Consider the following 12745-nt stretch of genomic DNA (forward strand, 5'->3'; position numbering starts at 1 on the left):
GTATGCAATGACCTACGTCGTCACCGATGCCTGCATCAAGTGCAAGTACATGGACTGCGTCGAGGTCTGTCCGGTCGATTGCTTCTACGAAGGCGAGAACATGCTGGTGATCAATCCCAGCGAGTGCATCGATTGCGGCGTGTGCGAGCCCGAATGCCCGGCCGAGGCGATCCTGCCCGACACCGAGAGCGGTCTCGAGAAATGGCTGGAGCTGAACAACACTTTCTCGTCGCAATGGCCCAACGTCACGCGCAAGAATGATCAGACCCCGGCGGATGCCGACGAACACAAGGGCGAAGACGGCAAGTACGACAAATACTTCTCGCCGGAGCCCGGCTCGGGCGACTGATTGCCGGCATTTTTAGTCGTTTCCGTACGATTTTTCGCGGGGGTTGCCCGCAATGGGCGTGCTGCGTCTGGTAATTTTATTACGACTCTGCTACATGAGGTAGGACGGAGGCGCGGATTCGCGTCATCCGGCTGGAGACGTTTAAATCAACACCCCCTTATCGCGCGCACGCAGCCCCGCTGCCGCCGCGCACCCTCAGGGGAACCAGTCCACGGAAAGGCTCAACGGAATGGCTGCCAAGGCGCTGTCCTTCGACGTCGGCGATTATGTCGTTTACCCCAAGCACGGCGTTGGCCGTGTCATCGAGCTGCAACGGCAGGAAATCGCCGGCATGCAACTCGAACTCTATGTCCTTCGCTTCGAAAAGGAGCGCATGACGCTCCGCGTACCGACCAACAAGGCTGAAAGCGTCGGCATGCGCAAGCTGTCGTCGGACAAGACGCTTCGCGAAGCGCTCGATACCCTGACCGGCAAGCCGCGCGTCAAGCGGACCATGTGGTCGCGCCGTGCCCAGGAATATGAAGCGAAGATCAATTCGGGCGACCTGGTGTCGATCGCCGAAGTGGTCCGCGACCTGTTCCGCGCGGACGACCAGCCCGAGCAGAGCTATTCGGAGCGCCAGATCTTCGAAGCGGCGACCAGCCGCCTCGCGCGCGAACTCGCCGCGATGGAGCAGGTCGACGAGCCGACCGCGCAGGAAAAGATCCTGGAGATCCTCCGCAAGGCGGCGGCGATCCACAACAAGGACAAGACCCCCGCCTGATCGCGGGAGTCCGAACTCCACACGGAAGGGGCGGCCGGCAACGGCCGCCCCTTTTCATTTGCATGGCCTGCCACGGTGTGTTATTAAACCAATACACACAAGGAGAATTCCATGCGCTTCGTTGCCCTGATCCTGGCCCTGCCGCTGGCGGCAGTCCCGCTCACGGCCTGCTCTTTCTCGTCGAGCGGCGAAGAGTCGAAACCCGGGATCGCCGGGTCGGGCAGCGGCGCCACGCGCAGCTATTCGGTGGCCGATTTCACCGGCGTCGAGCTGCGCGGCTCGGACGATGTCGATGTCCGTGTCGGCACCGGCTTCTCGGTGCGCGCGGAAGGGCCCTCGGAGCAGCTCGACAAGCTCAAGATCGAGAAGGTCGGCGATACGCTGCGGGTCGGGCGGATCGACGGCAACAATTTCAGCTGGGGCAGCGGCGACCACAAGGGCGTGAAGATCTTCGTCACGATGCCGCGTATCGCCGAGGCAAGCATCACCGGTTCCGGCGACATGGCGGTCGACCGGGTCGAGGGCCAGCGCTTCGACGGGTCGAGCGCGGGATCGGGCACGCTCGATGTCGCCGCGATCAATGTCGAGACCGGCAAATTCTCGATCGCTGGATCGGGCGACATCAGCCTGAAGGGCAGCGCCAAGAAGCTGACCATCGACATCGCCGGATCGGGCGGCGTCGATGCGCCCGGCCTGACCGCCCAGGGCGCCGAAGTGTCGATCGCCGGCTCGGGCAACGTGCGCGCCGCGGTGAAGGGTGGTGCCACGGTGTCGATGATGGGATCGGGCGATGTCGATCTCGGCCCGGACGCCAAATGCGCAACCTCGAAGATGGGGTCGGGCGAGGTGAAGTGCGGCGGCTGAACCGCGGATCGCCGCTCTTGCCTGAAAGCGCGATTGGGGCGATGCCGGACGAATGATCCGGTTCCTGCTCGCGCCCCTGCTGCTGTCCCTGCCGGTTACCGCCGGTGCCGCCGAACGGACCTATGCGGTCGGCAGCTTCGACCGGATCCGTATCGACGGACCGTTCCAGGTCCAGCTCCTGACCGGCAAGTCGCCCGGCGCGCGGGCCTCGGGTGACGCGCGCGCGATCGAGGGGCTCGATATCAGGGTCGAGGGGACCACGCTGATCGTCCGCGCCGGCATCAATGGCTGGGGCGAGCAACCCGTCGCCGGCAGCAAGGGCGCGCCGGCGATCACCGTGTCGACCCTGGCGATCCGCAGCGGGATCGTAGTGGGCGGCGGGCGGCTGAGCGTCACCGGCCTGGTCCGGGGCCAGCGCATCGATCTGTCGGTGACCGGCAGCGGCGCGATCGACGCCGGCGCGATCGAGGCCGATCAGTTCAACGCGACGATGCTCGGATCGGGCAGCATGAAGCTGGGCGGGCGCGCCGCGAGGGTTCAGCTGACCGCCAACGGATCGGGCGGGATCGACGCGACGGCGCTGAACGCTGGAGACCTGGTCCTGCTGCTCGACGGCCCGGGCGAGATGCGGGCGACCGCGCGCTTTACCGCGAAGGTGACCACGACCGGCCTCGGTGCCGCCACCGTCTATGGCAAGCCAGCCTGCACCGTGAAGGCAGTCGCCGGCGGGCCTGTAAGCTGCGGCAAGCTGCCGGCGCCTTAAATCAGCCCCAGCCCGGCGAGCTTGCCCATCAGCGCCGCCGGCATCTGATCGCCCACCACCATGTCGCCGTCGAGATCGGCCGGCGCGTCTGCGTCTTCGAGATAGCGCCAGCCCTGATGGGCGCGCTTGGGCCGGGCCTGAGTCAGGATCAGTTTCGAGTCGATATGGATGGCGACGCGTCCTCCCTCCGCCTCGCCGAAACGAAGGATCGGCGAGCGCGCGATGAGCTGGTGCTTGACGATCCAGAACAGCGAGCCCTGTCCCGCAATCTCCTCGTGCCGCTTGGGCAGATAGCGTGTGGTGAGGAATACCGGCCCGGCCTCGGCGCGCAGCAGCAACCGTTCGGCGAGATGGTCGACGCCAGTAGCGGCAAACGCGACCTTGGTAAGATGCAGCGGCATTTCAGCGATTTGGGTAGTCGTGGGTCAGCCGCCAAGACCCCATAGGGTGGCAAGGCCGAGGAACGAGAAGAATCCCATCACGTCCGTCATCATCGTCACGAACACCGCCGAGGATACCGCCGGATCGACCCCGGCGCGCTCCAGCCCGACCGGGACCAGTACGCCCGACAGCCCGGCGATCAGGTTGTTGATCACCATCGCCATGGCGATGACGATGGCGAGATCGCTATTGCCGAAGATGACATAGGTGCCGAGCCCGATCAGCACGCCGAGCATCGAGCCATTGGCGGCGGCGATGGTGAATTCGCGCATGATCATGCGCCGCGTGTTGGAACTGGTGAGCTGGTTGGTGGCGAGCGCGCGCACGACCACCGCCAGCGTCTGGGTGCCGGCATTGCCGCCCATGCCCGAGACGATCGGCATCAGCACGGCGAGCAGGGCGAATCGTCCGATCTCGCCCTGGAACAGCCCGACCACCGAGGCCGCGAGCATCGCCGTGCCGAGATTGACGATCAGCCAGGTGATTCGCGTGCGTACGGTCAGCTGGATCGGCTCGTTGATGTCGCCATCGCCCGCGCCAGACAGGCGCAGCACGTCTTCGCCGGCTTCCTGCTGAATGATGTGGACCACGTCATCCACCGTGATCATGCCGACCAGCCGGCCACTGGCATCGACCACGGCGGCCGAGATCAGCGCATATTTCTGGAACCGCAGCGCGACTTCTTCCTGGTCCATGTCGACCGGGATCAGCGTCTGCTCGCGCTTCATCACGTCGCCGATCGAGACGGTGCGCGGCGTGCGGAGAATCCAGGAGAGCTGGCAGGTGCCGACCGGCTTGTGCGCCGGGTCGACCACGAAGATCTCCCAGAAATCGGTCGTCAGCTCCTCATGGCCGCGCAGATAGTCGATCGCGTCGCCCACGCTCCAATGCTCGGGCACCGCGATCAGCTCGCGCTGCATCAGGCGGCCGGCGGATTCCTCGGGATAGGAGAGCGCTTCCTCGATCGCGGCGCGGTCATCCGGGTCGAGCGCGCGAAGCACGGCGCGCTGGTCGTCCTCCTCCATGTCCTCGATGATCGCGACGGCGTCGTCGGTATCGAGCTCGGAGGCGATGTCGGCGACCTGGTGCGGCTCGAGCGCGTCGATCAGGTCCTCGCGGACATAATCATTCATCTCGGCGAACACGTCGGCGTCGAGCAGGTCGGTGATCGCCTTGGCGAGATCGGCGCGCTCTTCGTGCGGCGTCAGCTCGAACAGATCGGCGATGTCGGCGGGATGCAGCGGCTCGACCAGTGCGCGCGCCGCCTCGGGATCGCCCGCATCGACCGCGTCGAGCACGGCCCTGACGAATTCCGGCTTCAGCCGGTCATCCTCGTCGAGCTGGCCGGTCTCGGTGTCCGACTCGGGCTGGGTCAGTTCGGTCTCGCTCATCCTGACCTCCCAAAGCCGTCGCGATGCCCGCCTCTACCCTCGCCGGGCGGCAAAGCCAAATCAACAAGACAGCGTCGGCGGGCCGCGCCTCGAATTCACGCCGCCATTGCGGATATCGAAGACCGCCCCTAGGTGCGGGGACCCATTTCTTCAGGAGCCCGACATGGCCGATTCCCCCGAAACCCTGACGCTGACGCTGGACGGCGGCGACGTGACGATCAAGCTGCGCCCCGATTTGGCGCCCCAGCATGTCGCGCGCATCGTCGAGCTGGCCAATGACGGCTTTTACGACGGCGTCGTCTTCCACCGTGTGATCCCGGGCTTCATGGCCCAGGGCGGCGACCCCACCGGCACCGGCATGTCCGGATCCGACAAGCCCAACCTGCCGGCCGAGTTCTCGCGCGAGCCCCATGTCCGCGGCGTGTGCTCGATGGCGCGCTCGCAGAGCCCGAACAGTGCCAACAGCCAGTTCTTCATCTGCTTCGACGACGCGCGCTTCCTCGACGGCCAATATACCGTGTGGGGCGAAGTGACGTCGGGCATGGAGCATGTCGATGCGCTGCCCAAGGGCGAGCCGCCGCGCGAGCCGGGCAAGATCGTCACGGCACGCGCCGCGTAATCTTCTAAAGCCCCTCCCCTCCCGGGAGGGGCTTTTCTCACACGCCCGGATCGCCGATCGTTTCGATCAGCCAGTCGTGGAACAGGCGCACCGGGCGCTGCGCGAGGGCGCGGGGCCGGCAGGCGAACCAGTAGCTGTACGGGCTCTCCACCTCGATATCGAACAGCTTGACCAGCCGGTCGTCATGCGCGTCCTCGAAATGGCTTTCGTGCATGAAAGCGATGCCGAGTCCCTGCGCTGCCGCTTCGAGCATCAGCGCGCCCGAATCGAAATGGTCGATCGCCAGCGGTTCGAGATCGTCAAGCCCCGCGGCGCGGCGCCAGGCGGTGAAGGTGTCGGGCATGTCGCGGTGGACCAGCGCGGTGAGCCCGGCCAGCTGTTTCGGCCGGGTGATGGGATCGGCCCGCTCGACCAGGTCGCGCGCGCCGATGACATAGACCGAATTGCGATCCAGCCGCTTGCCGTAAAGTGCCGGGTCGATCTCCCGCGCCAGGGCGATCACCGCGTCGAGCCCGTCGCCCAGCCTGGCAAGGCCATGCGCCGCCGTATCGATGTCGAGATGGAGCTCGGGATGCTTGGCGCGCAATTCGGCGAGCCGGGGGAACAGCCGCTGCGACGCGAACAGCGGCAGGATGCCGAGCCGCAGGCGTAGCACGTCGGTGCCGCTGGTCATCACCTCGACCGCGTCGGACAGGCTGTCGAGCGCCGGCGCGATTTGCGCCAGCAGGCGTTCGCCATCGGCATTGAGCACGACAGCCTGATGCCGGCGATCGAACAAGGGTTTGCCGATGAAGCGCTCGAGCGCCTGGATCCGGCGGCTGAGCGCGGGCGGGGACAGAGCGAGTTCCTGCGATGCGGCCTTGATCGAGCCGAGGCGCGCGACCTGCACGAACGCCTCGATCGCGGTCAGCGGCGGCAATCTGCGCATGATAAAAACGCTCCCTTTACGGCCGCATTGTGCGCCGCGTCATATACCCTGCGTTCCAAATCTACCATCGTCCCTCGTGTAATTGCCAGCCCCGATTGCACCAAACGCAATTGCACCGACTCTTTTCGCACTTGCAGCATAAACCGCTGCGCCGCATATAGAGCAGGCCTTTCAGGCATCCTCTCCTAAAACTTTCAAGGCCGGCCCTTTGGGGTCGGCCCTTTTTTTGTCTGCTTCCAGTGGCTTATCCGAAGCAGGCAATGCTCCCCTCGTATCTGCGGAACAACGATCCTATCTCGCGCGCTCAGCGTCGAGTTTCTCGAGGGGATACCATATGGCCGATGGCGAAGCGCCGGTTCGGAAATTGCAGGTTGCCAATGCCAGGCCCGAAGACAGCGGTCGCGGCCTGGCGCATATGCCGCGCGCGCTGATGGCGGCGCTGGGCATCGGCGAAGGCGATGTGATCGAGATCGTCGGCAAGTCGACCACGCCGGCGCGCGCCGTCGCGCCCTATGCCGAGGACGAAGGGCTCGAGATCATCCGCATCGACGGCCTGCAGCGCGCCAATGCCGGTGCCGGCTCGGGTGATTTCGTCGAGGTGCGCAAGGTCGAGTCCAAGCCGGCGACGCGCGTGGTGTTCGCGCCGGCGCAGCAGAATCTGCGGCTCGAGGGATCGTCCAACGCGCTGAAACGGACGTTTTTCGGTCGCCCGCTGACTCAGGGCGATGTCGTCGCGACCGCCGGGCAGCAGCGCGTCGACAATATGCCGCCGGGCGTGCAGCAATTCCTTCGCGCGCCCGCCTATGCGCTGCAGGAGATTCGTCTCGCGGTGATCGGCACGACGCCCAAGGGTGTCGTCCATGTCGACGAGAATACCGAGATCGAGCTGCGGCCCGAATATGAGGAGCCCAAAGAGGCGCGCCGCGCCGACGTCACCTATGACGATATCGGCGGCATGGGCCCGACGATCGACCAGCTGCGCGAGATGGTCGAGCTGCCCTTGCGCTATCCCGAGCTGTTCCAGCGCCTGGGCGTCGATCCGCCCAAGGGCGTGCTGCTGCATGGGCCGCCCGGTACCGGCAAGACCCGCCTCGCGCGGGCCGTCGCCAATGAAAGCGCCGCCGAATTCTTCCTGATCAACGGCCCCGAGATCATGGGGTCGGCGTACGGCGAATCCGAGGGCAAGCTGCGCCAGGTGTTCGAGGAAGCGGCGAAGAACGCGCCCTCGATCGTGTTCATCGACGAGATCGATTCGATCGCGCCGAAACGCGGCCAGGTGTCGGGCGAAGCGGAAAAGCGCCTCGTCGCGCAGCTGCTGACCCTGATGGACGGGCTGGAGGCGCGCGCCAATGTCGTCGTCATCGCCGCGACCAATCGCCCCGAGGCGATCGACGAAGCGCTCCGGCGCCCCGGTCGGTTCGACCGCGAGATCGTGGTGGGCGTGCCGGACGAGCGCGGACGGCGCGAGATTCTCGGCATCCACACCCGCGGCATGCCGCTGGGCGACAAGGTCGACCTCAACGAGCTGGCGCGGACCACCTATGGGTTCGTCGGTGCCGATCTCGCCGCGCTCGCCCGCGAAGCGGCGATCGAAGCGGTGCGCAAGATCATGCCGCGCCTCAACCTCGCCGAGGGCACCATCCCGCCCGAAGTGCTCGACACGCTCGCCGTGACGCGCGAGGATTTCCTCGATGCGCTGAAGCGCGTCCAGCCGAGCGCGATGCGCGAAGTGATGGTCGAGGCGCCGCGCGTCCGCTGGGAGGATGTCGGCGGGCTCGACAAGGCGCAGGCGCGCCTGAAGGAAGGCGTCGAGCTGCCGCTCAAGGACCCGGACGCCTTCCGCCGACTCGGCATCCGACCAGCCAAGGGTTTCCTGCTCTATGGCCCGCCGGGGACCGGCAAGACCCTGCTGGCCAAGGCCGTCGCGCGCGAGGCGGAGGCGAATTTCATCGCCACCAAATCGTCCGACCTGCTGAGCAAATGGTATGGCGAATCCGAGCAGCAGATCGCCCGGCTGTTCGCCCGCGCCCGGCAGGTGGCGCCCTGCGTGATCTTCATCGACGAGCTCGATTCGCTGGTTCCCGCACGGGGCGGTGGCCTGGGCGAGCCACAGGTGACCGAGCGCGTGGTCAACACGATCCTGTCCGAGATGGACGGACTGGAGGAGCTTCAGTCCGTCGTGGTGATCGGCGCGACCAACCGGCCGAACCTGATCGACCCGGCGCTGCTGCGCCCGGGCCGGTTCGACGAGCTGGTCTATGTCGGCGTGCCGGACAAGGCCGGTCGCCGCCGTATCCTGGCGATCCAGACCGGCAAGATGCCGCTCGCGCCGGACGTCGATCTCGACGAGATGGCCAGCCGCACCGAGCGCTTCACCGGCGCCGACCTGGAGGACCTGGTGCGCCGCGCGGGTCTGATCGCGCTGCGCCAGTCCTTGTCGGCCGCCGAAGTGACGATGGCGCATTTCGAGGAAGCGCTGCAGGATTCGCGCGCCTCGGTGACGCCGGACATGGAGCGCGAATATGAGCAGATGGCGGCGCGGCTGAAGCAGGAAGCCTCAGCCATCCAGCCGATCGGCTTCATCACCCCCGGACAGCTTCGTCCGCATGGGCCGAAGGGCAGCGACTGACGGTTCGCGCAGCGCGAACCAGCAATAGCCGAGCAGAAGGACGAGCGCGGCACCCGCTGTCAGATAAGGCAGCGCGTGCCGCGCCTCGTACAGCCCGACTCCGATCGATGGCCCGAGCACGAAGGACGCGCCGTTGATCGAGGTGACCTTGCCGGCGACTGAGCCCTGCGCCGCATGCCCGACGGCAAGCGATGCGCCGGCGGTGAAGCCGGGGCGGGTGAAGCCGAAACCGATCGAGGCCAGCGCATAGGCCGTGGCGATGCCGTAGAGCGACGTCGCGAGACCGGTCAGCGCGCAGCCGGCAGCGCCGATGACCAGGCCGACCAGCATCAATTGCCGCGGCTTCATGTCGAGCAGCGGGATGATGCCCCATTGGACCAGCAATGCTGCCCCCGCGCCCATCATCAGTACGATGCCGGTCGGCTGGAGCGCGTCGGTCGGCGCGAGCTGGAGCCGGTCGATGACGAGGAAGCCGATCGCCTGGCTGGTCATCGCCTGGGCATGGCCCATCACCAGCCCGGCGATCATCCACGCACGGACGCGCGGGTCGAAATAGCCGACGCGCTCGCTGTGCGGCTCGATCGCGGCGGTGATGCTGGCGCCGCTGCTCTGCCCGCCGATCGAGGGATAGGCGTTGGCGGCGCCGTGCGTGCCGGGCTGCGGCGTCCGGTCATTGGGCAGCCGCTTGACCACCGCGATATAGATGAAGGCGGCGAACAGCGCGAAGAGGAAGGCCGGGCCCGACAGCCCGATCTCGACCGCGCCGATGCTGCCGAGGATGAGGAACGGGGCGATCGCCGGCCCCAGGATCGTGCCCAGCCCGAACGCCGACCCGAGCAGAGTCAGCGCGCGCGTGCGCTCCTCGCGGCTGGTGCGCCCGGCGACCAGCGCCTGGACCGCCGGGGGCGCCGCGGCGCCGAAGGTCCCGTAGATCAGCCGGCCGCCGATGAAGCAGATAAAGGCGGCGGTGCCGCTGATCCAGCCATTGATTCCGGCGGCGAGGAACAGGCCGCACAACAGCAGCGAGACGCAGAAACCCCCGATGCCGAGCAGGATCATCGCCCGCCGGCCATGCCGGTCGGAGCGATTGGCCCAATAAGGCGCGGCGATCACCCAGAGCAGGGCCGACACCGAAAAGGCGGCGGCGACCGCGCTGTCGGGCACTTTCAGCGAGCGGCCGAGCGCGGGCAGGATCGATTGCAGCGCGGTGTTGCCCGCCGCGATGGTGAGCATCACCAGGAACAGGAGCGCGAAATCGCGATTGACCCCGGGTGCCTTCACCCTTTGATCCAGCCATAGGAGCGCTGTGCCGCGCAGACGATGACGTCGTAGCTTTCATACCAGCGCTCGCGCCCGCCGTCGCGGATCGCCTTGTGCTCGGGATGGTCGCGCCAGGCGAGCGCGCTGGCCTCGTCGGCCCAGAAGCTGAGCGTGATGCCAAACCCGTCGGGCCCGCGCGTGCTTTCGATTCCGCGATAACCGGGCTGGGTCCTTGCCAGCGACTCCATCGCCTCGGCGGCGGCGGCATAGCCGGCATCGTCGACGGCGGTGCGCCGCGAGAGGAAGATCACCACGATCTGGCCGGTCCGGTCGTCGCGCATGCGCCTCGCTTAGGCGCTTCGCGGCGGCGCGCAACCCTGAACGGGACGCCCATGGCCTTTGCGGCGGACCCTAAGACTTGAATGTTCGTTACACTATTGCGACAGATGCTCGTGACTCATCAAAACAAGGATCGCCAGTGACCGTTTCCACCACTGCAGCGCGGCGCCAGCGCCGGGCCGCCGCCGGAGTGTCCTCACCCTGGGCCATGTTCCTGAAAGGGTTCATGAAACATCCGGTCATGGTCGGATCGATCGTTCCCTCCTCGGGCAAGCTGATCCGCAAGATGCTGGGTCCGGTGGACTGGCAGAACACGAAGCTGTTCGTCGAATATGGGCCGGGTGTCGGCACTTTCTGCCCGCATATCCTGGAGCGGCTCGCGTCGGACGCGACCTATATCGCGATCGACACCAACCCCGACTTCATCCGCTATCTGCGCCACGAGATCACCGATCCGCGGTTCCTCGCGGTCGGCGGGTCTGCGGCAGACGTGCGCCAGATCGTCGAGGACCATGGCTTCGACCATGCCGATTATGTCCTGTCGGGCCTGCCCTTCTCGACCCTGCCCGCCGGCGTCGGCGACGCGATCGGCCAGGCGACGGCCGATGTGCTGCGCCCGGGCGGCGCCTTTCTGGTCTATCAATTCTCGCCCAAGTGCCGCGATTTCATCGAACCCTATCTTCCGAAAATCGACCACGACATGGAGTGGTGGAACGTACCGCCCGCCCAGCTTTACTGGGCGTGGAAGGAATAGGGGTCAGGGCCTTTTCGCGAGCCGCTTGCGCGGCCCGAAATTGAGCCCCTTCGTCACATTATAGTCGAGCACGGTCATCACGAAGAAGGCGGCTGCCTGTTTCAGACGCACCCACCAGGTGGTGCGTGCCTTGTACAGGGCGGCGGTGATCCGCTCGGACTGGTCGACCTCGCCGTCGACATAGGCGCGCACATGCGCGGCAAAGGCCTTGTCGTCGATCCGCAGCATCATCTCCAGGTTCAGGAACAGGCTGCGGATGTCGTAATTGGCCGAGCCGATATAGACCACGTCGTCGATGACGAAGAGCTTGGTATGCAGCTTGGTCGGCTGATATTCGTAGATCTCGACCCGTTTCCGGAGCAGCCCGGCATAAGTGAAGCGCGACGCCCAGATCGCCGCGCCATGATCGTTCTTCGACGGTAGCACAATGCGCACCCTGCCGCGCATGCCCGCCCGGTCGAGCCGTTTCAGCATGCCGGCGCTGGGCGCGAAATAGCCGGCGATGATGTCGATCGCCTGGGCACCTTCCAGGTCCCGCTTCACCGCGCGCGCCCAGGGGGACAGGCGCCGTGTCGGGCCGCCGAACAGCCAGCGCGTCCCGCCCTCGGGCTCGCTCCAGGTGCCGAGCGCGCGACGCAGCGAGCGGAGCGGCGCCCGAGGTTGCTTCGACCAGCGCGACAGCGCGTCGAAATAGCCGGCGATATGCCGGGCCGCGGGGCCGACCACCAGCAGCCCCAGGTCGCGCCACGCCTGTTCGGCGGGCGTGCCGAAATAACTGTCCTCGACGTTGAAGCCGCCGATGATCGCGCGGGCCTCGTCGGCCAGCGCCAGCTTCTGGTGGTTGCGCAGCAGATAGCGTCGGCCCCAGCGCGGCACGAAGCGGCAGACATCGACTCCGGCATCGCGCAGCGGCTCGAAGAAATGATGCTGCTCGGCATGTTCGCTGCCCAGGCCATCGACCACGAGCGACACCGTCACCCCGCGGGCCGCCGCGTCGAGCATGGCCTGGCGCACCCGGGTGCCCGCCGCGTCGTCGACATAGATGTAATAGATGATGCGCAGGGTGCGCTCGGCGCCCGCGATCAGGTCGATCAACGCATCGAGCCGGCGCGGCCCGGTATCGAGCATGGTCAGCTGGTTGCCGTCGACGGTGAAGCTCGGCTGGACGGCGGGTTCGGTCATCCCGCTGATGTGGCCGCGCGGAGCGACGGGGGCAAGCCGGATTCCTTGACTCCTGGCAGGTTGCGCCCTAGATCGCCGGTCTTCATTCTATCGTTGTTTGCGAAGGAAGCCGTTCATGGCGCGCGTCACTGTCGAGGATTGCGTCGACAAGATTCCCAACCGGTTCGATCTGGTGCTGTTCGCGGCGCAGCGTGCCCGGCAGATTTCCGGCGGTGCCGACCTGACGATCGACCGCGATCGCGACAAGAACCCGGTCGTCGCGCTGCGCGAGATCGCCGAGGAGACGGTGCGCCCGAATCACCTGGAAGAGGCAGTCGTTTCCGGCCTGCAGCGCGTCCAGGTCGATGACGAGGACACGCCCGACGAGATCGGCTCGCTCGCCGCTTCGGCCGAGGCGCTGCGCCTCACCGCCGCCGCGCCGCCGCGCAACCAGAATCTGGGCGGCGACTACGAGGGCTGAGCC

General features: G+C 66.6%; 14 protein-coding genes. 8 read left to right on the forward strand and 6 right to left on the reverse strand.

Annotated elements, in window-relative coordinates:
• The first annotated feature begins 7 nt into the window (after positions 1-7).
• The 4 genes from fdxA to ACZ1I2_RS02855 all read left to right on the forward strand — a co-directional run bounded on the left by fdxA (position 8) and on the right by ACZ1I2_RS02855 (position 2739).
• Positions 8-349, forward strand: a complete 342-nt coding sequence (gene fdxA / locus ACZ1I2_RS02840; protein WP_465171114.1) for a ferredoxin FdxA — start codon at positions 8-10, stop codon at positions 347-349.
• A 229-nt stretch (positions 350-578) separates the two neighbouring features.
• Positions 579-1112: a CarD family transcriptional regulator gene (locus tag ACZ1I2_RS02845; protein ID WP_272624218.1), complete on the forward strand. Its 534-nt coding sequence runs from the start codon at positions 579-581 to the stop codon at positions 1110-1112.
• 111 nt (positions 1113-1223) lie between these two features.
• Positions 1224-1976, forward strand: a complete 753-nt coding sequence (locus ACZ1I2_RS02850) for a head GIN domain-containing protein (RefSeq protein WP_465171113.1) — start codon at positions 1224-1226, stop codon at positions 1974-1976.
• A 52-nt stretch (positions 1977-2028) separates the two neighbouring features.
• Positions 2029-2739, forward strand: a complete 711-nt coding sequence (locus tag ACZ1I2_RS02855) for a GIN domain-containing protein (RefSeq protein ID WP_465171112.1) — start codon at positions 2029-2031, stop codon at positions 2737-2739.
• On the opposite strand, the gene ACZ1I2_RS02860 is transcribed toward ACZ1I2_RS02855, so the two are convergent.
• Both ACZ1I2_RS02860 and mgtE read right to left on the reverse strand, forming a co-directional pair.
• Positions 2736-3140: a DUF1489 family protein gene (locus tag ACZ1I2_RS02860; protein ID WP_465171111.1), complete on the reverse strand. Its 405-nt coding sequence runs from the start codon at positions 3138-3140 to the stop codon at positions 2736-2738. The genes ACZ1I2_RS02855 and ACZ1I2_RS02860 overlap by 4 nt on opposite strands.
• A gap of 24 nt (positions 3141-3164) precedes the next feature.
• Positions 3165-4571, reverse strand: a complete 1407-nt coding sequence (gene mgtE / locus ACZ1I2_RS02865; protein ID WP_465171110.1) for a magnesium transporter — start codon at positions 4569-4571, stop codon at positions 3165-3167.
• A gap of 163 nt (positions 4572-4734) precedes the next feature.
• On the opposite strand from mgtE, the gene ACZ1I2_RS02870 reads away from it, so the two are divergent.
• Positions 4735-5190: a peptidylprolyl isomerase gene (locus tag ACZ1I2_RS02870; RefSeq protein ID WP_465171109.1), complete on the forward strand. Its 456-nt coding sequence runs from the start codon at positions 4735-4737 to the stop codon at positions 5188-5190.
• Positions 5191-5227: 37 nt separating this feature from the next.
• Here the strand turns inward: ACZ1I2_RS02870 and ACZ1I2_RS02875 are convergent, their stop codons facing one another.
• Positions 5228-6118: a LysR substrate-binding domain-containing protein gene (locus ACZ1I2_RS02875; protein WP_465171108.1), complete on the reverse strand. Its 891-nt coding sequence runs from the start codon at positions 6116-6118 to the stop codon at positions 5228-5230.
• Positions 6119-6452: 334 nt separating this feature from the next.
• On the opposite strand from ACZ1I2_RS02875, the gene ACZ1I2_RS02880 reads away from it, so the two are divergent.
• Positions 6453-8747, forward strand: coding sequence for a CDC48 family AAA ATPase (locus ACZ1I2_RS02880; RefSeq protein WP_465171107.1), 2295 nt, complete (start codon positions 6453-6455; stop codon positions 8745-8747).
• On the opposite strand, the gene ACZ1I2_RS02885 is transcribed toward ACZ1I2_RS02880, so the two are convergent.
• Together ACZ1I2_RS02885 and ACZ1I2_RS02890 are read right to left on the reverse strand one after the other, a co-directional pair.
• Complete coding sequence (locus ACZ1I2_RS02885; protein WP_465177193.1) at positions 8676-9980, reverse strand: MFS transporter; 1305 nt, start codon at positions 9978-9980, stop codon at positions 8676-8678. The genes ACZ1I2_RS02880 and ACZ1I2_RS02885 overlap by 72 nt on opposite strands.
• A 44-nt stretch (positions 9981-10024) precedes the next feature.
• The gene (locus ACZ1I2_RS02890) at positions 10025-10348 is read right to left on the reverse strand and encodes an antibiotic biosynthesis monooxygenase family protein (protein WP_465171106.1); all 324 of its coding nucleotides are present in this window, start codon (positions 10346-10348) and stop codon (positions 10025-10027) included.
• Positions 10349-10485: 137 nt separating this feature from the next.
• On the opposite strand from ACZ1I2_RS02890, the gene ACZ1I2_RS02895 reads away from it, so the two are divergent.
• Complete coding sequence (locus ACZ1I2_RS02895) at positions 10486-11100, forward strand: class I SAM-dependent methyltransferase (protein WP_465171105.1); 615 nt, start codon at positions 10486-10488, stop codon at positions 11098-11100.
• A 3-nt stretch (positions 11101-11103) separates the two neighbouring features.
• Here the strand turns inward: ACZ1I2_RS02895 and ACZ1I2_RS02900 are convergent, their stop codons facing one another.
• The gene (locus ACZ1I2_RS02900; protein WP_465175204.1) at positions 11104-12282 is read right to left on the reverse strand and encodes a phospholipase D-like domain-containing protein; all 1179 of its coding nucleotides are present in this window, start codon (positions 12280-12282) and stop codon (positions 11104-11106) included.
• A 115-nt stretch (positions 12283-12397) separates the two neighbouring features.
• Between ACZ1I2_RS02900 and rpoZ the strand changes: the two genes are divergently transcribed.
• On the forward strand, positions 12398-12742 hold the full coding sequence (gene rpoZ / locus ACZ1I2_RS02905) for a DNA-directed RNA polymerase subunit omega (protein ID WP_272624204.1): 345 nt from the start codon (positions 12398-12400) through the stop codon (positions 12740-12742).
• Positions 12743-12745: the final 3 nt, after the last annotated feature.

The organism is Sphingomonas sp. BL-S-29, assembly GCF_055521495.1.

What these genes read in the sequence shown, in the direction of transcription:
- fdxA (WP_465171114.1), top strand. Translation starts at nt 8, where the DNA reads ATGACCTACGTCGTCACCGATGCCTGCATCAAGTGCAAGTACATGGAC.
- ACZ1I2_RS02845 (WP_272624218.1), top strand. Translation starts at nt 579, where the DNA reads ATGGCTGCCAAGGCGCTGTCCTTCGACGTCGGCGATTATGTCGTTTAC.
- ACZ1I2_RS02850 (WP_465171113.1), top strand. Translation starts at nt 1,224, where the DNA reads ATGCGCTTCGTTGCCCTGATCCTGGCCCTGCCGCTGGCGGCAGTCCCG.
- ACZ1I2_RS02855 (WP_465171112.1), top strand. Translation starts at nt 2,029, where the DNA reads ATGATCCGGTTCCTGCTCGCGCCCCTGCTGCTGTCCCTGCCGGTTACC.
- ACZ1I2_RS02860 (WP_465171111.1), bottom strand. Translation starts at nt 3,140, where the DNA reads ATGCCGCTGCATCTTACCAAGGTCGCGTTTGCCGCTACTGGCGTCGAC.
- mgtE (WP_465171110.1), bottom strand. Translation starts at nt 4,571, where the DNA reads ATGAGCGAGACCGAACTGACCCAGCCCGAGTCGGACACCGAGACCGGC.
- ACZ1I2_RS02870 (WP_465171109.1), top strand. Translation starts at nt 4,735, where the DNA reads ATGGCCGATTCCCCCGAAACCCTGACGCTGACGCTGGACGGCGGCGAC.
- ACZ1I2_RS02875 (WP_465171108.1), bottom strand. Translation starts at nt 6,118, where the DNA reads ATGCGCAGATTGCCGCCGCTGACCGCGATCGAGGCGTTCGTGCAGGTC.
- ACZ1I2_RS02880 (WP_465171107.1), top strand. Translation starts at nt 6,453, where the DNA reads ATGGCCGATGGCGAAGCGCCGGTTCGGAAATTGCAGGTTGCCAATGCC.
- ACZ1I2_RS02885 (WP_465177193.1), bottom strand. Translation starts at nt 9,980, where the DNA reads ATGCTCACCATCGCGGCGGGCAACACCGCGCTGCAATCGATCCTGCCC.
- ACZ1I2_RS02890 (WP_465171106.1), bottom strand. Translation starts at nt 10,348, where the DNA reads ATGCGCGACGACCGGACCGGCCAGATCGTGGTGATCTTCCTCTCGCGG.
- ACZ1I2_RS02900 (WP_465175204.1), bottom strand. Translation starts at nt 12,282, where the DNA reads ATGACCGAACCCGCCGTCCAGCCGAGCTTCACCGTCGACGGCAACCAG.
- rpoZ (WP_272624204.1), top strand. Translation starts at nt 12,398, where the DNA reads ATGGCGCGCGTCACTGTCGAGGATTGCGTCGACAAGATTCCCAACCGG.